The sequence below is a fragment of the Faecalimonas umbilicata genome (assembly GCF_042846195.1).
Lineage (GTDB): Bacteria > Bacillota > Clostridia > Lachnospirales > Lachnospiraceae > Faecalimonas > Faecalimonas umbilicata.
Genome location: NZ_AP031411.1, coordinates 1,300,402 through 1,323,865, shown reverse-complemented (window position 1 = coordinate 1,323,865; position 23,464 = coordinate 1,300,402). Strand labels below are relative to the sequence as shown.

Below are 23,464 nucleotides of genomic sequence, written 5' to 3'. Positions count from 1 at the left end.
TATAGCTTCTTTCTATTTACCGCAATACAAAATTCGTGATCTGTGCAAACAGCGCGCAGCAGAGTATCCCTGCAAAGGTAGGAATCAGTATGGCCGCCAACGTCCACTTTTTGCTTTTCGTTTCTTTGTAAATAGTAAGGCAGGTGGTAGCACACGGCCAGTGCATCAGAGAGAACAAAATCACGCTGCATGCCGTCAGCTGTGTCCATCCATTTCTATATAAAACCTGTGAAATTGCATGGAGATCTGTAAATTCCGTGAGATTTCCAAGAGACAGATACCCCATAAAGATTAACGGCAGTACAATCTCATTTGCTGGAAATCCCAACAAAAACGCAAGCAGGATTACGCCATCCATCCCCATGAAACGTCCAAGTGGATCAAGGAAACCGGCACAATGCATCAGAATGGTCTGCTCACCAACTGCAATATTTGCCGCACACCAGATCAAAAGTCCAGCCGGAGCAGCAGCGATGATTGCCCTTCCTAAAACAAACAAAGTCCGGTCCAGTACGGAACGGATAATCACTTTTCCGATCTGTGGTCTGCGATACGGAGGAAGCTCCAACAGAAACGTCGAAGGTTCCCCTTTCAGGATCGTCCCCGATAAGATTTTCGATACAAGAAATGTCATCCCGATACCAAGAGTGATTACACCTGTCAAAAGCAATGCCAGCTTCCAATCGGAAACTGTCTGATTTCCCGCAAAGAAAATCGTAAGTATCACAAGAATGGTTGGAAACTTCCCATTACAAGGAACAAAACAGTTAGTCAGCATCGCGATCAACCTCTCTCTTCTGGAAGAAATAATCTTACATCCAGAAACTCCTACTGCGTTGCATCCAAATCCCATGCACATCGTCAACGCTTGTTTGCCACAGGCATGGCAGCAATGAAAACATTTGTCAAGGTTAAATGCTACTCTCGGCAGATATCCCAGATCTTCCAAAATCGTAAACATCGGAAAGAAAATCGCCATCGGAGGCAGCATGACAGAAACAACCCACGCGGTCACGCGGTATACCCCGAAAAGCAGTGGTTCATAGATAGCCGCCGGCAGCTTTCCTCTCTGACACCATTCCAGCAAATGTCCCTCAATCGCACCAAAGAAATTGCTCAGCACTTCCGACGGGTAATTAGCCCCTTTGATCGTCAGCCAAAAGATTACTAAAAGCAATAAAATCATAACTGGAAATCCCATCAGCTTACTTGTTAAGATCTGATCTGCCATTCGTCCCTTTTTCTTTCCAGTGTCCTCCTTAGTGCTCACCACTTTTTCTGCAATCTCCTCTGCGCTTCTGACAAACGCTTCTGCCATCTGTTCTCTTGTATCCTCCAGATGCTGCCCTGTTTCTTTCACCCGATTTTCTGCCTGCATTCCTGCTTTTTTCAGTTGCATTGCTTCTGAAAATTCTAGATTCAGACAATCCATAATTGCCTGACATAGTCCTGGATCCTGATCCATGAGCCGCGCCGCTACCCATCGTTCCTTTAAGCACCCTTTTGTCACTTCTCTTACAACCGGAAGCAGATGGAAGATCTCCTGCTCGATCACTTCCGGATACTCAATCTGCCCAAACGCCTGTTTTCTCGACACGATCGCTTCTTTTATGTCTTTTTCCCCTGTTCCTTCCGCAAATTTCCCCAGTACCTCAAAAAGTTGTTCCATCCCTCTTCCACTTCTCGCCGTCATCCCGATCACAGGAATCTGCAGCATGCTTTCCAATGCCTCAAAGTCAATGGAAATTCCTTTTTTCTCCGCCTCATCCATCAAATTGATACATAAAATCACTCGATCTGTTGCTTCCATCACCTGCAGCACAAAATTGAGATTCCGTTCCAGACATGTTCCATCGCAGACAACAATCACAGCATCCGGAAACTGAAAACAAATATAATCTCTTGCCGCCTCTTCCTCCGGGGAACGTGCCATCAAAGAATAGCATCCCGGAACATCTACAAATGTATACAGCACTCCGTCCCGCTCGCAATAGCCTTTGGCATTGCTCACCGTCTTACCGGTCCAGTTCCCTGTGTGCTGATGCATCCCTGTCAGTGCATTAAACAATGTACTTTTTCCCACATTCGGATTCCCTGCCAGTGCGATTGTCATTTCTCTTCGCTTTGCCATCTGCCTTACACACCCTTCTCTGAAATTCTTTCTGGACATATTTCGATCTGCTCCGCATCGCTGTTTCGGATCGCAACGACTGCGCCTCGGATTTCATAAGCCTTCGGATCACCAAAAGGTCCTTTTCCCACACAGGTCACCTTCGTTCCGCAGATCAGACCAATGTCCTGGAAACGCCTCTTCATCTCCGGCTCGGATAAAATTTTACGGACTTCCCCTGTCTGATTTTGTTCTAGTTCATTTAACAAAAATCTTTCACACATTTTTCTGCCCCTTTCCCGGAATTTTTCTGCCTTTTCCAGCGCATGGGAAAACTTTTCACCACTCAATAATGCAGATACCTTCCGCTATGCTTACTATATGAAAAGGGACAATTTCTATATTCCTCCCATTCGGATCCCGACTGTCTCTTACAGAAAATCATGACTGGCATAAAACACTTTCCCAGACAGACAAATAGGACAGTCCAAAGAGTTTCATCTCTCTGACTGTCCTATTTTTGTTACTTTTTCTGAAGCCAGATACTTATTTATCCGACTGTTCTTCAAAAGATTCTTTCAGCTTATCCATAAATCCTTTTTTCTTCGGTTTTGCCTTTTTCTCAGATTTTTCCATAGTTCCATCTTCCTGATGTAAGGAATTTCCAGTTAGTTCGTCAAATCTTCTAAGCGCTTCTTTTGCCTCTGCACTTAATTTCTCCGGTGTCTGGATCACAAGTGTGACATAATGGTCTCCTCGCACTTGTTTGTTGCGGAGAGACGGAACACCTTTCCCTCTTAAGCGCACTTTTGTATCTGTCTTTGTTCCCGGTTTTACGTTGTAGATCACATCGCCATCCACAGTGCTGATGCGCACATCTCCACCGAGCGCAGCCTGTGCAAATGTAATCGGAGCTGTTGAGAAAATATTCATATCCTGACGTGTAAAAATTGGATGTCTGGATACTGTTACCTCTACGAGCAGATCTCCTCTCGGACCGCCATTCGTTCCCGGTTCTCCTTTATCACGGATGCGGATACTCTGTCCGTTGTCAATTCCTGCCGGAATCGATACTTGAATTTTCTTCCGGTTTGATACGTATCCAGTTCCCGCACAGTCCGGACATTTCTCTCTTATGATCTTACCGGTTCCGCCACAGTCCGGACAAGTCTGGACGTTCTGAACTGTACCGAAAAATGACTGGGAAGTATATACCACCTGACCTTTTCCGCCACATTTGGAACAAGTCTCCGGACTGGTTCCCGGCTTTGCACCAGTTCCATTACACTTCGGACACGGATCTTTGATCACAAGATCTAACTCTTTTTCACATCCTCTGATTGCCTCTTCAAATGTGATCCGAACTCCTTTGCGGATATTCATACCTTTCATCGGTCCATTGCCTGCACGTCCGCCTCTGCGGCCGCCGCCAAACAAATCTCCAAAAATATCTCCAAAAATATCCCCGAAATCCGCACCATTAAAATCAAAGCCGCCAAATCCGCCGGCTCCTCCACCGCCGTTTTCAAATGCCGCGTGTCCAAACTGGTCATATTTGCGCCGTTTCTCAGCATCACTAAGTACTGCATATGCCTCAGAAGCCTCTTTGAATTTTTTCTCGGCCTCCGCATCTCCCGGGTTCATATCCGGATGATATTTTTTTGCAAGTGCACGGTAAGCTTTCTTTAATGCCGCATCATCTGCATTTTTATCTACTCCGAGCACCTCATAATAATCTCTTTTTGTTTCAGCCATTGTTCTTCTACCTTTCATTTCATAAGGAAATTCTGCGAAACCTGATTTCCCACTGTCTGTGAGTCTTCAGATCCCGCAGAATCCGTGCAGGTAATGCACTTATCTGGTCTTATTATACTTCTTTGTAGTCTCCGTCTACCACATCGTCACCGTTAAATCCTTCTGGTGCCGGTCCTGCTTCCGGTGCTGGTCCTGCCTGCTGTGCTCCAGCTGCTGCGCCTGCCTGTTCGTACATCTTTGTAAATAACTGCTGTGCACTTGTCATTAATTTTTCTTTTCCTGCTTTGATCTCTTCTACCTGTGCATCTGTCATGCTCTCTGGTGTAGATTTTGCAAGAATGTCTTTTAATGCCTGGATGTCAGCTTCTACTGCTGCTTTTTCATTTGCATCAATCTTGTCTCCGACTTCTCCAAGTGCTTTCTCTGTCTGGAAGATCATCGCATCTGCATCATTTCTTGCATCGATTGCTTCTTTTCGTTTTTTATCCTGTGCTTCAAATTCAGCTGCTTCTTTTACTGCTCTGTCAATCTCGCTGTCTGACATGTTAGAACCTGCTGTAATTGTAATGTGCTGTTCTTTTCCTGTTCCTAAATCTTTTGCAGAAACATTTACGATACCATTTGCATCGATATCAAATGTAACTTCGATCTGTGGGATTCCACGTGGAGCTGGTGCGATTCCGTCAAGTCTGAACTGTCCGAGAGATTTATTATCTCTTGCGAACTGTCTTTCACCTTGAACAACGTTAATGTCTACTGCTGACTGGTTATCTGCTGCTGTAGAGAATACCTGGCTCTTCTTTGTAGGAATCGTTGTATTTCTCTCGATCAGTCTTGTAGCGATACCACCCATTGTCTCGATAGATAATGAAAGAGGAGTTACATCCAGTAATAAGATGTCGCCTGCACCTGCATCTCCTGCTAATTTACCACCCTGAACAGATGCTCCTAATGCAACACATTCGTCTGGGTTTAATGATTTGGATGGCTCATGTCCTGTCAATTTCTGTACTTTTTCCTGTACCGCCGGGATACGTGTAGATCCACCTACTAATAATACTTTTCCAAGTTCAGAAGCTGAGATTCCCGCATCAGATAACGCTCTTGTTACAGGCTCTGCTGTTCTTTCTACAAGGTCATGTGTCAATTCATCAAATTTTGCTCTTGTAAGGTTCATATCAAAGTGTTTTGGACCTTCTGCATTTGCTGTGATGAATGGCAGGTTGATGTTTGTTGTTGTTGCGGAAGAAAGTTCTTTTTTCGCTTTCTCTGCTGCTTCTTTTAATCTCTGAAGTGCCATCTTATCTGTAGATAAGTCGATTCCTTCTGCACGTTTGAATTCTGCTAACATGTAATCTGTGATCTTCTGGTCAAAGTCATCTCCACCAAGTTTATTGTCACCTGCTGTTGATAATACTTCGATAACTCCGTCACCGATCTCGATGATAGATACGTCGAAAGTACCTCCACCTAAGTCGTATACCATGATCTTCTGTTCTTTTTCATTGTCAAGTCCGTAAGCAAGTGCTGCTGCTGTTGGCTCATTGATGATACGTTTTACATCAAGACCAGCAATCTTACCAGCATCTTTTGTTGCCTGACGCTGAGCATCGTTAAAGTAAGCCGGAACTGTGATAACAGCCTCTGTTACTTTCTCTCCAAGATATCCTTCTGCATCTGCTTTCAGTTTCTGAAGTACCATTGCAGAAATCTCCTGTGGAGAATATTTCTTATCATCGATCGTTACTCTGTAATCAGTACCCATGTGTCTCTTAATAGAAGAGATTGTCTTATCAGCATTTGTCACTGCCTGACGTTTTGCAGGTTCTCCAACGAGACGTTCTCCTGTCTTTGTAAAAGCAACAACCGATGGTGTTGTTCTTGCTCCTTCTGTATTTGCGATGACTGTCGGCTGTCCACCTTCCATAACAGCTACACAGCTATTTGTTGTTCCTAAGTCAATTCCAATGATTTTTCCCATGATGAAATCCTCCTATATTTTATACTAAGTTTACTTACTCTATCTATTGTTGATAAAATTCAAAATGCTTTATGCATCTTAAATGAATTTTTAATTTGCTACTTTTACCATACTATGTCTTACTACCGTATCTCTGTATGTGTAACCTTTCTGGAACTCTTCTACAACGATATTCTCCCCGACTTCCTCATCTTCTACATGCATCACTGCATTGTGGAAATCCGGATCAAATTCATTTCCAACTGCCTCAATCGCTTTCACTCCGACAGAATCCAGTGTCGTCATAATCTGTTTGTAGATCATCTCCATACCGGAAACGAAGGAATCTTCTTTCTGCTCTTCTGTAACAGCTCCGAGTCCTCTCTCAAAATTGTCTACAACCGGAAGAATCTTCTCGATAATATCTTTTGCCCCGATCTCGTACATCGCTGATTTTTCTTTCTCCGTACGCTTGCGGAAGTTATCAAACTCTGCCATCTGACGTGTGAGCTTATCTTTTAATTCCTCGATCTGCTCATCTTTTTTATCTTTTTTCGGCTTTCTTTTAAACAGCCCTTTTGCTCCTTTCTCGGAACCTTCTTCTGCTGTCTCTTCCAAAGCTTCCTCTTCGGATGCTTCGCTGTCAGCTTCTTCCTCAACGGTTTCCTCTGCAACCGCTTCTGTATCTTCTCCCGCTGCTTCCTGAGCGGCGTCCTGTTCCTCTGCCGCTTTCTTTGCTTCCTCTACGGCTTCTTTTACCATTTCTTCCTGTGTCATCTTCTTATCCAATGGTCGTACCACCTTTCTTATGATTTTTTATGAAATATCGCATCCAGTTCTACCATCAACGTCTTTAATGTCTTCATGACATTCTCATAATCCATCCGCTTCGGACCAATGATTCCAACTGTCCCCTGCATGCCCTGCCCAAGCTCGTAAGTCGCTGTCACAACACTGCAATCCTTCATCGTCTGTACCGGTGTCTCACTTCCGATATAAACTTGAATTCCTTTGTTCTCATCGCTTGCCAGCGTCTGTGTCACAAGTTCTGCCAACTGCTGCTTTTCTTCAAAAGCACTGATGATCTCCTGTGCACTCTGCTTGTCGCTCAGCTCCGGATATTTGAAAATGTTTGTCGCTCCGCTTGTGTAAATCTCAAGGTCATTATCAAGCTGAATCGTATTTGCCACTGCATCAAGCACATCACTGATCACACCGCTGTGAATTCCTGCCTGTTCCTTCAGTCTGGCGATCATGCCAAGATTGATATCTTCGACCGCAATTCCATTCAGATTGGTATTCAACAGCATATTCAACTTCAGCATTGTCTCATTGTCAAGCGGCTCTGCAACCGCCACAATCTTATTCTTAATAATGTTGCCTTCCATGACGATCACCGCGATGATCTGATTGGCATCCACCTGCGAAAGCTGGATGAACTTTAACTTATTCCTATTATAAGTAGGAGCAGAAACCATCGTCGCATAATTTGTACTATTTGCCAGCACTCTCGCAGCCTGCTGCAAAAGCTGTTCCATCTTATCGGCCTTCTGAAGCATCTTCTCCTGCATCTCAGTGATCTCATGCTCCTTATCCTCCATCAGCATATCTACATAAAGCCGATATCCTTTGTCTGAAGGAATTCTTCCCGCCGATGTATGAGGCTGTATGATATATCCCAGATCTTCCAAATCCGCCATCTCATTGCGGATCGTCGCAGAACTTAGATTCAAATCTGTATATTTGGAAATCGTTCTGGATCCTACCGGTTCCCCGGTCTCTAAGTAGGTCTTAATGATCGTCTGCAAAATCTTAAGTTTCCGATCATCCAATCCATGATCTGCTTTCATCTCACACCTCCTCGTTTTTCTTTATTAGCACTCCATTCTTACGAGTGCTAACACCTTACGATTATTAAGATAGCACTATGCTTTTCGTTTGTCAACCTAGTTTACATATTTTTTATATTTTTTGTAAAAAACTATTTTCTATCGAGATTATGTACATTTTTAGAAACTTTCAATCCAAAAAAGCAATCAAAAAATTTCCGGAACCTTTCTATCATTCTGAAAATTTTTCAATTGCCTTTCTATCTGAAACATTTTTATAGGTTATAACAAGAACTGTGCAAGTACATAGTTGCTCAGATCATTTCCTCTCTTTGTCAGGCAGATTCGCTCCTCCTCTTCGCGAAGCAATCCTTCTTCTTTGAGTTTTTCCAATACCTCTCCATATACTTCCTGTATTTCTCTGTGATACCGTTCTCTAAATTTCTGCTTGTTTACCCCCTCTTTCATCCGAAGGCCAAGGAACATTGTCTCCTCCACCTGTGCATTCCAATCTAGCGTCTCTTTTTCCTCCTCGATCTGATCCAACCTTCCATTTGCCCGGATATAAAGATCCGTATCTGAAATATGCTGATACCGCTCGTTTTCAATCAAAGATGCCGCCCCAGTGCCGATCCCAAGGTACTCCACCCTCTGCCAGTATCCTTTGTTATGCCTGCACGCATATCCCGGCTTCGCATAGTTAGAAACTTCATATTGTAGATATCCTGCCGCTTCCAGCTTCTCTGCGGTCAATTCATACATGCGGCGTTCTGCTTCCTCATCCGGAAGCTTTGGGAAGTTCTTGCCTGTATCCATCTGTTTCCCGTCATCAGCCAAACATTTCTCACACTGACTATCCTGCTCTTCTTTTGCGTTCTCCCCATAAATCTCGTAAAATAGCGTCCCTTCCTCAATGATCAGACTATACGCAGAAATATGTTCCGGATTCATTCGGATCACGGTATCCAATGTGTGCTCCCAGGATTCCACTGTCTGCCCTGGGATTGCCGAGATCAGATCTATATTAATATTCTGAAATCCCGCCTTCCTTGCCAGATCATAACTCTCTTCAAACTGCCGCATCGTATGTACACGCCCAAGCAGCTTCAGTTCCTTATCATCGACCGACTGCAGTCCAAAACTGATCCGGTTGATCCCACATGCCCTGTATGCCTGCAAATTTTCTTTTGTGACCGTACCCGGATTCGCTTCCATCGTAATTTCCGCATCTGCTTGGATCTCAAACACATCCCGGAGCGCATCAAAAATTTCTTTCATCCGACCTCCCGACAAAATCGATGGTGTTCCTCCTCCAAAAAAAATCGTTGTAACTCGATAATTCTCTGCCAACTTTTGATACTGCCTGATTTCTGCCACAAGCGCTGTTACATAGCGATCTATCGTCTCCCTCGGAGCCGGACCGGACAAAAAATCACAATATGCACATTTTTTCATACAAAACGGAATATGAATATATAATTCCAATTCTCTCTTCATGCTCAGTCTCTCTTTCTTTTCTCTATTTCTTATCCGCCTGCACATCTTGTACACGCAAAATTTATTGTTCTAAATATCAGTACAAAGGGAAAATAGATTTCTGCTATCCAAATATAAGGCAATCGTTTTACCTACAAGGCAGAAAAAGACAATACTATCCGTCTTCATCGATGGATGCTTCTCTCGTGGTTAGTTCATGCTTCCTATTTTAACGCTTCTTAATACCACTACTCTGTTTTCTTCTTCTCTCTTCCAGTCATCTTCTTGTACTCTGTTTTTAGGTGCTTCTCTCCTATATGTCTGGTGTTTTCTAAGATGTTCCCGAACAGATAACTCTGCCCTGGACAATATTATAGCGATTTTCATTTCCATTTGTAAATATCTGAATAAATTTCTTTTACTTTTTGCAGGAAAACTGTATAGGCTCTTTCCTTTTTGCCTATCCTATCTACGAGGTGAGAAACATGTCTTATATTGCTCCTGAAATACGGGAAAAATTTGAATCCTTATCGGTAAATCTGAAAAATACTATTTTAGAAAGAAATGTGCGGATCCAAAATATCCACGACTTGATCAAAGTATTGGAAGACATTGTGGCAGAGGATGAATAATTCTCCTCTGCCACAATAATGTTACATAAAATCTTCTTGTTCGTTAAACACTCTCTTGTTCTTCGATAAATTTCAGAAGCCCTCTGCATCCGTCCAGAACATCCCGATAAGTCAGATCAAAGTTACCGGTGTACCATGGGTCTGCAATATCTCCTTTCCGTTCTGTAAAATCTAGCAACTTGTACACTTTCTGTTCCGGATCCTCTCCTAAAATCCGGTACATATTCCGAATATTCTGCGTATCCATTCCAATTAAAAAATCAAACTCGTCATAGTCGCTTTTCTTAAGCTGTCGGGCACGATGATCCCCACAGAAAATCCCTTCCGCTTCCAACTTCCGGCGCGTGCCATAGTGGACAGGGTTGCCGATTTCCTCGCGGCTGGTGGCAGCAGAATCAATGTAAAAATTAGATTCCATGCCAAATTGGGTTACTAAATGTTGTGCGATGTATTGAGCCATGGTGCTGCGGCAGATGTTGCCGTGGCAAATAAATAGTACCTTTATTTTCTCCATTTTATCTCCTCATATCCTCTCAAAGCCTTATAAATACTGGCTTTTCAGCCTTTGTACATTTTTTACTTGAAGGGTTCTTTTTCTTATAAATTCTTGTATTTTCTCATGTTTTTTCGGGCATTTGTGGTACAAATGGGTTATTTTTAAAGTCCCAAATTCCTTATGAGATAAGGCTTACATGAGTTGTTTGTGCATGTTTTTGGGTTATAAACTTTTTCTTTTCCAGTTCATCCCTTGCTTCTTTTAATCTGGCAAGTTCTTTCTTTGCATCATCATAGCCGGTATGCGTATAAATATTAAGTGTTACAGATACATCTGAATGCCCCATCAGATATTGCAGTGTCTTTGGGTTCATCCCTGAATTGGCCATATTTGTACAATAAGTATGCCTGCATATATGTGGAGTAACTGGCGGCAATTGCAACAAATTCTCACGATTATATTTTTCTCTTGCATGCTGCATGTACTTTTCCCAATGAAGTGCAACCATTGGCCTTCCATTCTTGTCCAGAAACAGAAATCCTCCATATCCATCCACCATCGGCTCACGTTTTGGTTTCCTTCTATTCTTCAAGATTCGAAGGAATGCTTCTTTTACATCCGCTTCCATTGGAAGTAACCGCGTACCACTTGTTGTCTTTGTAGATACGATGATATACTTCATTTCTCGAGTTCTTTGCAACTGATGATTCACATTGATAATATCTTCTTTAAAGTCCAAGTCTTTTACAGTAAGTCCACAAAATTCAGATATTCTAAGACCTGTCTTGAATAAGATATAAAATGCATCATAATACTGATTATAATGCGAATCATTCTTTACAAAATCAAGAAATTTAGTTTCATCTTCCGGAGAAACAGCTTGTCTTTTCTGACTGTCATTAACAAGTACTGTACCTAATTCAAATCCAAATGGATTTTTTAGAATCAAGTCATCATCCACAGCCATTTGAAAAGCAGGTCTTAAAACACCTCTGATGGAATGAATGGAACTATATCCTCTACCATCTCTTTGTAGTTTTATCAGAAAAATCTTTGCGTCAGAAAGTTTCACATCATCCACTTTCTTATAAGCGAATTCTTCCTTTTTCAATACATTCACCACAAATTTGTAATTCGCTAAAGTATTATGCTTTACTCCTGTTTTCAGGGAAAGATATCGTTCCACAAGTTCAAGCACTGTAATGTTACTTCCTGTAATCCCTTGCATCTGTAAGGACTGAACTTTTCTTTCTTTTTCCCTGAGAGAAAGATCTGCCCGTTTACCTTCCGGCATCTTATCTGCTTCTGTCAATCTCCAACTATATAATATTTTACGCTTACCAAGTGAAGCATTATTTTTCTATGCATGACAAGGTGTCGCATAGAAACGACACCTTGTCAGTTTGCTTACATACAAGAGCAAGTTTCGCCATGCGCTACAAAAATGAATTTTTACTGCATGGCACTTGTTGGGGATTCCGGTCCCCAAACCCTCGACAGTAGTGCGAAAGCACGGCCTTTGCTATACAAAGGGAAATACTATTATCAAGTATTATAGATTATAATCTCTTCTTCCTTACGCTGCCAATGCATTCTCATTGACCCGCTCTATTACTCTTCTTATTCCCATCCACACGGACAAATCCGTAAACACTTCTACAACACTTCCCTGATCCGTAAATGGTGTTTCCTGCAAAACAGACAAATCCTTCATCATGCCGTTGTGTACAATGAATTCTACAATCTGATTTACAAAGTGTATCTGCCTACTATCCAGTTTTGTTTCATCTAGATATTCTGCAAACGCTTCCTTTGCAGCCGCCATGTCCAGACCTACAATTTCTCGGACAAACTCACCTAATGGCTTCTCACCATATTCTGCTTCATAATCCTGTTTTGTTCCAACTTCACTCCACAGAATCTCTTCCAAAATCTTAATATCTGAAGATGTTAAAGGTCTGTTACTTTTCAATTTTGCAATAACCTCATTATCCTGATGCTGGCGAACATAGTATTCAGCTTTAGCCTTGTAGTTCTTAAGGTCGTCATTTTCTAACTCTGATTCTTTCCAATCCATTGCAAGAATTTCATCATCAAAATTTGTATCATAAATAGCTTTCGGACCTTTTGGAATGTACTTCATCAAATCACGAAGTTTTTCTCTTACGTGCTCAAATTCATTTATTCCAGCATTATCAAGATAATCCGTATGAAGAATCTGATTAATCAGATCTGCCTGAATCATAATTTCCGGAATGTTTGCAACACTGGATAACGCAGAAACCTTCGAAATCAAGTCATGCATTCCTCGCGAATACTTCTTCTCCATCAAATACGCCAACTCGATGCCGTACATAAGAGCATCAAAGCGCAAAGCAGTTGCCTCATCATGATCCGGCTCAATAAGAGGTGACAATTCTTCTCTTACCATCAATGTATCCTCATAGGTTAAGACCGTATAATTCTTTTCATCTGCATAAGTATCTACATATTTCAAATGCTGCCGAACGGCAAAGTTTTCTCGATTCAGTTCTTTCACCTTCGAAGCCATATGTTCTACCAGCGTATTACGATATGCGATTAATCGATCCGTCTGATATTCCATATCCTGCAATTTGTATGCAATTTCAAATTCAAGTTGGAAAATGGCACCTTGTAATGCAATCATATTCGCTGTTGGACGCCCTTTATTCATGCGGAAGAATTCAAAGTTTCCACAAAAATCAAAAATATAGAATTTCTCTTTATCTTCTCCATCCAGTAATCCTGGACATAAACGTGTGCCTCTTCCGATCATCTGCCAGAACTTTGCTTTACTCATTACTTTTTTAAAGAATACAAGATTGACCACCTCTGGTACATCGATGCCTGTGTCAAGCATGTCAACAGAGATCGCAATCTGAGGCATCTTCTTTGGATCAGAAAATTCATCAATGGCACTTTGGGCATAATTCAGATAATTATCAATGACCTTTGCATATCCAACCAGATGCGGATACTCTTTTCCAAAGACTTCATAAATCTTCTCCGCATGATCATGGTTTTTCGCAAATATAATACTCTTACCAATCTTATTTCCATAATCCACTTTAATACCATTGGTCATGAAAATATGCAGCACCTCTTTGATTGTATCCTCATTGAATACCCAATCGTTTAACGCTGAAGACTTAATACTTTCTGGTAACTCACCATTTTCGTCTATAAATTTACTTTCGTATTCTTCTTTTTCTTCTTCAGATAATTCATCATAAACAATTCCCTGGTCAATGAATTTCAGAGTCGTTTCCACAGACATAAAATCTACTAGGTATCCATCCTTAACCGCCTGCGCAAGCTCATATCCATACGTTGGAACACCATTTTCCAATTCAAAAATATCATACGTATTTTTATCGATTTCATCCTTTGGCGTTGCTGTCAGTCCCACCAGTGGAGCATCAAAGTAGCTGAAGATGTCCTTATATTTATTGTAAATAGATCTATGAGCCTCATCACAGATGACCAGATCAAAATGCCCACAAGTAAACAATTTTCCATTTTCATCATGAACAGAATCAAGACAGTTCATCATGGTCTGGTAAGTTGAAAAAACTCCATGCGCTGTATAGTTATCTTTCTCTTCACATAAATTAGTTACTGATAAATCTGGCAATAGATTTACAAAATTTCGCTTGGCCTGTGTCACAAGCGAATTACGATCAGCCAGGAACAGAATATTCTTTACCCATCCCTGTTCCAGTAATATCTTACAAAGAGCAATGACTGTTCTTGTTTTTCCGGACCCTGTAGCCATAACCAAAAGTGCTTTTCTGCGATTTTTAGTTTCGAAGGCGTCACAGACAGCTTTAATTGCACCTTCTTGGTAATATCTTCCTGCAATATTCTTATCTACTGTAATATATTTTAAACTAGATCTCATAGTTTGAAGATTAAACAGTTTCTCAAGATCTCGCTTAGAATACACAACCGAAATTTTTCTCTCCGGATATTGGTTGTCAATGATTCTAGTTTCAAAACCATTCGTCAGAAATACGACTGGTCTTCTTTTCTGTCTTTGTTCAATAATATCCGCATATAGTTTTGCCTGCTGACGCCCTTTGGAAACATCTATGCAAGTACGTTTTGCTTCAATAACAGCTAGTATTCTACCATCATCCCCCACTAAAACATAATCCGCAAAACCCACTTCAGACTTATTTGGCATTCCTGGAATTTCATATTCATTGATCCAATCTTTTCCCTCTATCCATCCAGCATCCTCAAGCATAGCATCGATATACAGTTTTCTTGTTTTATACTCTGACAAATCAAGTGGCTTAGGGACATAGGAATCCTGCTGTTCCTCTCTTCTAGCTGAAAGTTCCTCTTTCAGTGCTGCATTTTCCTTGATTAATGTCTGTAAATCCAGCTCTTTTTTCTCAAGCTCACAGATTTTCTCCATCAGACTTTCTTTTGTATCTGCAGCCTCTTTTTTTGACTGTTTTGTTTTATTGATTCTGTCCTCGGCCAATTGTCTGTCAAAAATATGTTCTTCATAACTTAAAGAATAACAACATGCAACAAAATCAAGAAAAATAGCCAAGTTTTCTAGGCAAAGCATCGCTTCAGCTCTACCTAACTTCTTGTTATTATGTGCAACATTATTCCCGCATCTTCGGATGTAATCCATTCGTTTCCAAATATCGTATCCAACAATTTCTCTAAAATCCTCCGCATTCATAAGACTCTGCAGATTATCTTGATAAGGCATATACAATTCTTTTTCGATGGAATACATCCATTTCACGGCGAATTCCATTGCCCTACGGCAGTTAATAACGCACGCCTCAGGGTCTATCAAAACAATCTTTTCCGCAGAAATTGCAACATCTGCAAATGTCGAGAATTTTTCTTCATTTTTTAAATAATCAAAGTTGGTTTGCATATGAACCTCCTTCTGGTTTCGAATACATATATATATTATGAGACAAAATTGTCGCATTGTATTTCTGAAATTTTGATTTGTCGGTTAATTTAACAAAAGAGGCGAACTCATCTTGTTTCCTTTTTTCTGGCACTATTACCTTTAATTCACTAAGAATTTTCAAGTTAATATTTTTCTGAGCAGACTCAGGAGCCTGTGATTCCAGGATTTCTTGAAAGAAAGAAAACCAATAATGAATAAAAATATTATTTGTTCTCTCATTTGCAATAAATCCAACCACACTATCAGGAAAACAAGCATCAAATTCCAATATAGCTGTCTTAGCAATATTGGCAGCAATCGTAATGCAGAGAGTCCCCTTATCCCACATTTTGCTCTGTCTTAATCCAAGTTCTGAATACGTGTTGCCATAAGATGTAATATATAATCCTGCATTAGCAACATCCCCCGTCTGAATTAATGGATATTTACCACCTAACAGCTTAATATCATTTCTTGGTCGGTGTTTAGATACTCCTCGACCAAATTCTCCCAAGTCAGATAATGTAGCCTCTGGTAAACCGTAAGAATTTGAAACCGGATCACCAAACAATTCGATAAATCGGGCTTTGATAAGGTCGTCTAATAATTGTAATTCTTTTGTTCTTGAATCAATCACCTTAACCAAACAATCTAATCGTTCTACTACCGTCTTCTGTTCTTCTTTTGTCGGAACTTTCAGTTCCACATTTCCTAAATTCTTTCTAGAAATTCTTTTTCTTGTCGTTCCCGTGACATTACCAAGTAATCGCATATAATATGCATTTGATCGCATAAAATAACATAGATAGTCCTTGCTGATCAACGCTTCATTAGGTCTACATATAGTACAGTCTACTGCTGTAATCATTCGCTCTGTTTTTTCTGGAATAATACATGCTCTTCCAACTGGTTCCGGCAATCTAGAAACTAAAATATCTCCTGGGAATATTTCTGTACATTTTAACCTTTTAAAGGTATCTTCAGGAATATATTTCGCTCTTGATTCTTTCTCCAAATAGATGCCTTCACCAATATTTCCAGTTTGAACCAATCTGATTCCTTTCTCCGATTGGTCTTTACTTTCAATCCAATCGCCATCAGTAAAGACCGTACATACATCTTCTAGTCTCATCTACTTTATCCCCACAAATCCGAATTTTTTATAATCCTAACAATTGTTCCAAAGCATCCATTTCCTCGCCAATTTTCATTTCCAATTCACGAAGATCTGTCATAATTTCCTGGCTTGATGGATATTCAACTGGTACGTATTCTATTTCCTTGTATTTATTGATACTAAGATCGTAGCCATTGTCCACAATTTCCTGCTTTGTGACAAAGAAACTCTGTTCTGTTCGTTTTCTATCCACTTCTTTATCCAGATTTCTAAAACGCTCTATAATATCAGGAATATCATTTTCCTTTATTTCGCTACGTTTATCATCTAAACTCAATCCATCTGCTTTCATATCATAGAACCATACATTATCAGTTCCACCGTGACCTGTTTTTGTAAAAATCAAAATTGCTGTTGACACTCCTGCATATGGTTTAAACACACCTGAAGGCATAGAAATAACTGCTTCTAATCTGTTTTCTTCCACAATTGCCTTACGAATATCCTTATGTGCTTTGGATGAGCCAAATAATACACCATCTGGGACAATACATGCACAGCGTCCACCAATTTTAAGCATGCGAATAAATAATGCAAGAAACAATAACTCTGTCTTCTTTGTCTTACATACTTTTAAAAGATCTGCACTTACTGTGTCGTAATCTAGACTGCCCTTAAAAGGCGGATTAGCGAGAATCAGACTATATTTTTCTTTATCCGAATTCTGGTCAGACAAACTGTCTCGATACTCGATATATGGATTATCTACACCATGAGTCATCATATTCATGGCACCAATTCGTAACATCGTTCTATCCATATCAAAGCCATGGAACATATGGTTCATATAGTGATTCTTATTTTGTTTGTTAAAGAATACCTCTTCTTTTTTAGTCTCTTTTAAATATTCACTTGCAGATACAAGGAAACCTGATGTACCACAAGCTGGATCGCAAATGATTTCATTAGCTTTTGGATCCATCATTTCTACCATCATACGAATGATATGTCTCGGTGTGCGAAACTGTCCATTCACTCCTGCAGTTGCCAGTTTTGAAAGAAGATATTCGTACACATCTCCTCTTGTATCAACTGATTTCAGCTGTGCCATCTGCTCATAAATAGAATCCATAGATGTTACAATTTTATCCAGCATCAGCGGTGTTGGAACTTTAAAAATCGCATCTCCCATGTATTTTGAATAGGCACTGTCTTTATCTCCATGAAGGTTCTTAATAAACGGAAATACCCACTCCTGCACTGTACTATACATTTTTGCTGCCGGAAAATCATGGAATACACTCCATTTCAGCTGATTTCCTGCAATTGTACGTTCTCCTACCTGAACCTCATCAGCAAAAATACTTTTATGCGGAAGTCCTAACATTGCCGCTTCCTTTGCATGAAGATTATCCGCATCATCTAAATCACGAATAAACATCAGATATGTCATCTGCTCAATCACATCTAATGGATTTGTCAATCCACCAGTCCAGAAGATTTCCCATAGTCCATCAATTTTACTTTTTAATTCGCCTGTAATCATATTAATCATTCTCCCTATTCCATATGTATGAAGTGTATCTTCCCCACCAATTTTGATTATTTCATTGTTTTTAAGCAATTCATTCAATGCCCGCCGCACCGTTGTTGGACTGATTCCTAGACACTGTTCCATTATTTCTGCTTTGATAATCTTTCCCAATGTGCCTTTGATTATCTCCCTGATACGATCAGGTTTTGACATTGCTTTATTAGTCAAAAGTGCTGCTCGATCGGTAAAGTCTCTGTATGCAGCAATAATAATTCCTAACATGTATTTCACAAATGGCTGATAATCATTTTCCTCTTCATGCCAATTGTAAGAACTTTCTTGAAGAGCTTCGTAATAGCTTTCTTCTGTATCTGAGATTAATTTTTCTATACTGATATACTGACCAACATTATAACCACAGCGATAAAATGCTAATAAAGTAAGTAATCTGCTCATACGACCATTCCCATCAGAGAATGGATGGATGCAGAAGAAATTCAACACAAACATCGGAATTAAAATCAGTGGATCCATTGTATGCTTATTCATTGCTTCGTTAAAAGTCTCGCACAAGTTATTAACTGCCTCTGGTGTTTCCTAAGACGGAACTGGTTCAAACCTTACTCTTCTTGTTCCATCTAGTAATTCCTCTGTGATCACATTATCAGTAGTCTTGAAATAGCCTCCAACACTGCTTCCACTGAATTTATATAAATCTATATGCAATTGAAGAATCATATTTGATCTGATCGGAATATATTCATAGCTTTCATGAATTGTTGCAAGGACATCTCTATAACCAGAAATTTCTTTCTCACTTCTAGTCATGGGCATCGTCTTTTCTTTTACAATCAACTTCAAACGGTCATCTGTTGTAATAATTCCTTCAATCCTGTTTGATGCCTCTGTACTCTGAATTTTAGCAATTTCTACTAATTCAGCCAAAATTTCTTTCTGCGATTCCACATTGGAATGGAGCCCTTTAAACTCATGAATCTGAGTCAGATACGCAACGATTTCCGGAGTAAGTAATTTATTGTATTCTTTTTCAAAATCAAACCATCTCATTCGCATACCTCATTCTTATTAAAATCTAATATCTCAATACATAATCCTAAAATAATCCAAATACGCTTTATATTTATCCTGTGCTGTCAGACAGGTGTCTGTCAGATAGCCTTTCTCATTATTCCATTCTTTCAATCCACGGTAATAGAACATTTTCAGATTGTCCTCGATAATGAACGGAACGATATTGTATTTCAGACATTCCTTAAACATAATCAGTCTGCCTACTCGACCGTTACCGTCCTGGAACGGATGAATACGTTCAAACTTTACATGGAAGTCCAGAATATCCTCAAAAGTCTTTTCTTCTTTTCCATTGTACTCTGTCAGCAGAGCTTTCATCTTATCGGCAACTTCTTCCGGAAGTGCGGTATACATACCACCGACTTCGTTTGGCAGTTTTTTGTAGTCACCAACCATAAACCAATCTTTACGGGAATCGCTTGTACCTGTTTTAAGTGTGCGGTGCAATTCCTTGATAAACTTTTCAGTAAGTGCACCTTTGGCATTATCAATAATCATATCAATGCAGCAAAAATGGTTTGTTGTTTCGATAACATCATCTACGTTCAACACTTCTTTTTCCACACCGATAGTATTGGTTTCAAAAATATATCTTGTCTGATCGTGAGTCAGACGGCTTCCTTCAATATGATTAGAATTGTATGTTAAATCAATCTGTGTCTTATGGTAAATGCCGCCGGAATACTTACTTTCTTTCTGTTCCTGTAAAATATCCAGCAATGTAATTGGCTGTTCTTTCTTTTTGTTGGAACGCTCCGGTTTTTCTGCATTTTCAGGAATATTCCAAGTCTTTCCGGTAAGAAATGCACCATTCACTCGACCTTGAGCACAGTAATTTCTGACGCTACGCTCTGACACATTCCATTTTTTTGCTATTTCAGTAACTGAAAGGTATCGCATCTGCTCTCCTCCGTTATAATTCAACTCAAAATTTGCACTTTATTATGGTATAGTATATCACATTATCGGCAAACTATCAAATATATATTCGTATTCATCTCTTTTATTTTTGCCGTTTCCGGTATTAATTAACTATGTGCCATTACAAAAACATATAACAGCCTGATAGAAATCACATTTTATATATACTCATGTGGTTTATTTCCTTTTAAATTTCAAAAAATCCCTTCGTAAATCAAAAATCCGTTTTACAAGGCATCTTTTTGCTCACATTTTAAAGTAAAACCCTATTTTTAAGTTTTACCGGCAATTTTGCCGATAAAGAAACCAGCCCGTTTTCGAGCTGGTTGCTATTCACATTATGTACAAACCACTTCCCTAACCACTACGTCCTCTGACATTTCTCTCAGCAGATCCATATGTCTTACCCAAGCCATATCGTCTGTTTCCTTATCCGGTGTCGGATTCTGTTTCTGCAGAAACGCTCTGCGCATTCTGCCATACTTATTTAAACTCTTATCTTCCACTGACTGCTCCTATGTCAAGATTTAGTACAAGTTAAAATGAGATTTTCCTCATCTTAACCTGCAAGCTTCAATTCGTCTTGCTGAAGCTTCCGATACAACTTTTCATAATCATTTGGTGACATATAATCACAGTGACTATGGATTCGTTTCGTATTATAAAACGCTTCTAAGTAATTCTGGTAATTGCGTTTTCCTCGAATTCACTTCACCAAGAATCTGGCTTAGATTTATATCTAATGATGACGGTGATATAATCATTTTCCTTTCCTCTACTTCCAAATATTATTGTTTTCCATTTTGTAATTACAATATAAATATTTCATAATCTGCTTTCGCAAAAAATCTCATCTGCAAATGCAATTCTCTTTTCCCCACGAGGATTCTCTCCTGCACTTTTCTTTACATAAAGTATACGGCATTGCCTACTATTAAGCAAGTTGCTTACAAAGAATCACATGGATAATTTTCCCAAAAACTCCCTCATTCTTCCATGATCAGATGCAAAGACTTCTTCCGGATTTCCTTCCACCGCGATGACACCATTCTCCATAAAAATGATCTTATCCGCTACCTTCCGTGCAAAATCCATTTCATGTGTCACGATCACCATCGTCATATGCTCTGCCGCCAGATCTTTGATTACTTTTAAGATCTCTCCGGTCAGCTCTGGATCCAATGCAGATGTAGGTTCATCAAAGAACAACATCTTCGGTTTCATGGCCAGTGCTCGCGCAATCGACACTCTCTGCTGCTGCCCGCCGGAAAGCTGATAAGGATATACCTCTGCCTTATCCGAAAGTCCCATCTTTGCCAAGAGCTTTTTTGCCTCCTCGTAAACTTCTTCCCTGTTTCTCTTCTGCACATGGATTGGTGCATCTGCAATGTTTTTTATGACAGAAAAGTGCGGAAACAGATTAAAATTCTGGAATACCAGACCGAAACAGGACTGGATTTCTTTCAACTCCTGCTTCTTCGGAAAGGTTGGATTTCCATTCTCTATCCATACTGCCTTCTTTCCCTGATATAATATTTCCCCGTCATCGATAGTTTCCAGCATTGTTGCGCAGCGAAGCAACGTAGACTTCCCGGATCCAGATGGCCCTATGATTGCCAAAACCTCCCCCTCCTCTACGGAGAGCGAAAGATCCTTAATTACCGTTGTACCTTCAAATTCTTTTTTAATCTGTTTCATTTCTAAAAGACTCATTCTGGAAACCTCCTAACGATAATAGTTCAACTTTTTTTCAAACAATTCCATTCCCCATGCAACTGCATAATTGAAAATATAGTAAAATACACCAGCGATAAAAAATGGAACAACCGTTGTCTGTGCTGCTGCAATCTGTTTTGCTACCGCAAACATTTCAATGTAAGATAATGAATATACCAGAGATGTATCTTTTACCAGTGTGATTACTTCATTTGTCACAGATGGGAGCACATTTTTTACCATCTGTGGCAGTACGATTCTCAAAAACGTCTGCTGTCTGGAATATCCAAGGAGTGCAGCAGCTTCATACTGCCCTTTTGGAATAGACTCTATGCCAGAACGATAGATTTCCGCAAAATAGGCTGCATAATTCAAAGAACATCCAAGAAGAATTGCTGCCAGCTTGTATCCTCCAATATTCATCTGCCACAAGTAATATGGTGCAAAATACCATACTAGAAGTTGCAGCATCAGAGGGGTTCCCCTCATCACCGAGATATAAATTTTCACAATCCAGCTGATTAGTTTGATTCTACTGACTCTTCCAAAATAGACCAACATCCCTAAAGGCAACGAAAAAATCAGTGTCATGACAAAAATCAGACAAGTCTGTCCAAACCCTGCTGTCATTTGCCTCAACATTACCCCAAAACTCATGTTTCTTCCTCCTATCAGAATCTCCTTGAAAAGAAGTCCTCTTTCAAAGGGATCTTTTTTATTTTAGAGTTACCATATCGGCAATCTCATATTTTTCCGCGAGCTTTGCAATCGTTCCGTCTTCTGTCAATTTTTTCAGGTCGGCATTGACTACATCGCATAATTCCTGATTTCCTTTTTTAAATCCAATTGCATACTGCTCTGTATTCAAAGTTTCTTCCAAAATCTGGTATCCTTCTCCTCTGGATTTGATCTGATAATTAGCAACTCCTACATCTATTGCAAGAGCATCGAGCGCACCTGCCTGAAGTTCTGTAAAGGCCGTATTATAATCCGCAAACTCATTCAAAGCACTAAAGGTATCTGCCAGTGCCTTCTGGCCACCTTCTTCTTCACTCTGTAAAAGATCCAGTGCAGCACTTGCTGCCTGCACGCCAACGCTCTTTCCCTGCAAATCTTCCAATGTTTTCATGCCGGATTTCTCTGCCACAACGATTACTTGACTGTTATCTACATACGGAGTAGAAAATGTATACTCCTCTTCTCTTCCATTCATAGTAAATCCATTCCAAATACAATCAATTGCGCCGGAATTTAATTCCATATCTTTCGAATCCCAGTTGATCGGTTTTTTCACCAGCTCCCAACCTTCCAGTTCACAGACTGCTTCTGCCAGTTCCAAATCAAATCCTGTATATTCTCCATTTTCATCCATATATCCATATGGTGGATATTCTGCATCAAATCCCACTGTAAATGTCTTCTTATCCTCCACACTCTCAGATTCCTTGCCATCCTTTTTGGAAATATTTTCTTTATCTTTGCATCCCCCAAGCACCATTGTTGCGATTGTCATTCCCATCAAAAATATTGCTAAATTCCTTTTCATTCTTTTCATCCTCCTTTTTCTTGCGTTATCACGTTAGTAATTGACCACTTTACTATATTGAATTAATTGCTTTTTATAATATCATACCTTCCCCTTATTGTCAATGCTTGATTAAATTCCTCTCTTATTTTCTGCATAATAAAAACACCTGTATTTCTAGACTCTATAAAAAAGTGTCTTCGACACTTCAACTCCCCTGCCCCTCAATCTTGAGCAATGTCATTAAGATAAGGAATATGGTATTTAAAAAGATATGTAATTTCGCATATCTTTTTAATTTTTTTATTTTTTTGCAAAAACTACTTGACAAAACGGTCCAAAAATGCGGCGAA

The 23,464-nt window shown here is 39.8% G+C and carries 19 protein-coding genes and 1 pseudogene; 1 reads left to right on the top strand and 19 read right to left on the bottom strand.

Going from position 1 to position 23,464, the window contains the following annotated elements:
• Positions 1-16: 16 nt before the first annotated feature.
• The 8 genes from feoB to ACGG81_RS06285 all read right to left on the bottom strand — a co-directional run bounded on the left by feoB (position 17) and on the right by ACGG81_RS06285 (position 9,523).
• Complete coding sequence (gene feoB, locus ACGG81_RS06320) at positions 17-2,131, bottom strand: ferrous iron transport protein B (RefSeq protein ID WP_390110160.1); 2,115 nt, start codon at positions 2,129-2,131, stop codon at positions 17-19.
• Between the two features lie 5 nt (positions 2,132-2,136).
• Positions 2,137-2,394: a ferrous iron transport protein A gene (locus tag ACGG81_RS06315; RefSeq protein ID WP_009261654.1), complete on the bottom strand. Its 258-nt coding sequence runs from the start codon at positions 2,392-2,394 to the stop codon at positions 2,137-2,139.
• Between the two features lie 262 nt (positions 2,395-2,656).
• On the bottom strand, positions 2,657-3,865 hold the full coding sequence (dnaJ, locus tag ACGG81_RS06310; RefSeq protein ID WP_016440424.1) for a molecular chaperone DnaJ: 1,209 nt from the start codon (positions 3,863-3,865) through the stop codon (positions 2,657-2,659).
• A 112-nt stretch (positions 3,866-3,977) separates the two neighbouring features.
• The gene (gene dnaK / locus ACGG81_RS06305) at positions 3,978-5,846 is read right to left on the bottom strand and encodes a molecular chaperone DnaK (RefSeq protein WP_270665849.1); all 1,869 of its coding nucleotides are present in this window, start codon (positions 5,844-5,846) and stop codon (positions 3,978-3,980) included.
• A gap of 90 nt (positions 5,847-5,936) precedes the next feature.
• Positions 5,937-6,602 (bottom strand): nucleotide exchange factor GrpE, encoded by a 666-nt coding sequence (grpE, locus tag ACGG81_RS06300; protein ID WP_009261651.1) that lies wholly within the window; start codon positions 6,600-6,602, stop codon positions 5,937-5,939.
• A gap of 29 nt (positions 6,603-6,631) precedes the next feature.
• Positions 6,632-7,675: a heat-inducible transcriptional repressor HrcA gene (hrcA, locus tag ACGG81_RS06295; protein WP_009261650.1), complete on the bottom strand. Its 1,044-nt coding sequence runs from the start codon at positions 7,673-7,675 to the stop codon at positions 6,632-6,634.
• A gap of 261 nt (positions 7,676-7,936) precedes the next feature.
• Positions 7,937-9,151, bottom strand: a complete 1,215-nt coding sequence (hemW, locus tag ACGG81_RS06290; RefSeq protein ID WP_009261649.1) for a radical SAM family heme chaperone HemW — start codon at positions 9,149-9,151, stop codon at positions 7,937-7,939.
• Between the two features lie 189 nt (positions 9,152-9,340).
• A complete protein-coding gene (locus ACGG81_RS06285) occupies positions 9,341-9,523 on the bottom strand; it encodes a hypothetical protein (RefSeq protein WP_133300502.1) in 183 nt (60 codons plus the stop codon).
• 92 nt (positions 9,524-9,615) lie between these two features.
• Here ACGG81_RS06285 and ACGG81_RS06280 point away from each other — a divergent pair, with 92 nt between their 5' ends.
• The gene (locus ACGG81_RS06280) at positions 9,616-9,762 is read left to right on the top strand and encodes a hypothetical protein (RefSeq protein WP_035102520.1); all 147 of its coding nucleotides are present in this window, start codon (positions 9,616-9,618) and stop codon (positions 9,760-9,762) included.
• 43 nt (positions 9,763-9,805) lie between these two features.
• On the opposite strand, the gene ACGG81_RS06275 is transcribed toward ACGG81_RS06280, so the two are convergent.
• The 11 genes and pseudogenes from ACGG81_RS06275 to ACGG81_RS06225 all read right to left on the bottom strand — a co-directional run bounded on the left by ACGG81_RS06275 (position 9,806) and on the right by ACGG81_RS06225 (position 23,132).
• Positions 9,806-10,276 carry a low molecular weight protein-tyrosine-phosphatase gene (locus ACGG81_RS06275; protein WP_390110156.1) on the bottom strand — a complete coding sequence of 157 codons (471 nt, stop codon included), beginning with the start codon at positions 10,274-10,276 and terminating at the stop codon, positions 9,806-9,808.
• Between the two features lie 160 nt (positions 10,277-10,436).
• Positions 10,437-11,618 (bottom strand): annotated as a pseudogene (locus ACGG81_RS06270) (tyrosine-type recombinase/integrase); the annotation flags it as partial.
• A 216-nt stretch (positions 11,619-11,834) separates the two neighbouring features.
• Positions 11,835-15,185: a DEAD/DEAH box helicase family protein gene (locus ACGG81_RS06265; protein ID WP_390110154.1), complete on the bottom strand. Its 3,351-nt coding sequence runs from the start codon at positions 15,183-15,185 to the stop codon at positions 11,835-11,837.
• Positions 15,169-16,338, bottom strand: a complete 1,170-nt coding sequence (locus ACGG81_RS06260) for a restriction endonuclease subunit S (protein ID WP_390110152.1) — start codon at positions 16,336-16,338, stop codon at positions 15,169-15,171. Before ACGG81_RS06260 ends, ACGG81_RS06265 begins: the two co-directional genes overlap by 17 nt.
• A 28-nt stretch (positions 16,339-16,366) precedes the next feature.
• Entirely contained in the window at positions 16,367-17,869 is a 1,503-nt protein-coding gene (locus ACGG81_RS06255; protein ID WP_390110349.1) for an N-6 DNA methylase, read from the bottom strand.
• Between the two features lie 585 nt (positions 17,870-18,454).
• Positions 18,455-18,925, bottom strand: coding sequence for a hypothetical protein (locus tag ACGG81_RS06250; RefSeq protein WP_390110149.1), 471 nt, complete (start codon positions 18,923-18,925; stop codon positions 18,455-18,457).
• Positions 18,926-18,958: 33 nt separating this feature from the next.
• Positions 18,959-19,849: a Fic family protein gene (locus tag ACGG81_RS06245; RefSeq protein WP_390110147.1), complete on the bottom strand. Its 891-nt coding sequence runs from the start codon at positions 19,847-19,849 to the stop codon at positions 18,959-18,961.
• Positions 19,850-20,208: 359 nt separating this feature from the next.
• Complete coding sequence (locus ACGG81_RS06240) at positions 20,209-20,376, bottom strand: hypothetical protein (protein WP_009262523.1); 168 nt, start codon at positions 20,374-20,376, stop codon at positions 20,209-20,211.
• 451 nt (positions 20,377-20,827) lie between these two features.
• Complete coding sequence (locus ACGG81_RS06235; RefSeq protein WP_009262524.1) at positions 20,828-21,583, bottom strand: amino acid ABC transporter ATP-binding protein; 756 nt, start codon at positions 21,581-21,583, stop codon at positions 20,828-20,830.
• Between the two features lie 12 nt (positions 21,584-21,595).
• Entirely contained in the window at positions 21,596-22,243 is a 648-nt protein-coding gene (locus ACGG81_RS06230) for an amino acid ABC transporter permease (protein WP_390110144.1), read from the bottom strand.
• A gap of 58 nt (positions 22,244-22,301) precedes the next feature.
• On the bottom strand, positions 22,302-23,132 hold the full coding sequence (locus ACGG81_RS06225) for an amino acid ABC transporter substrate-binding protein (RefSeq protein WP_117576218.1): 831 nt from the start codon (positions 23,130-23,132) through the stop codon (positions 22,302-22,304).
• Between the last annotated feature and the right edge of the window lie 332 nt (positions 23,133-23,464).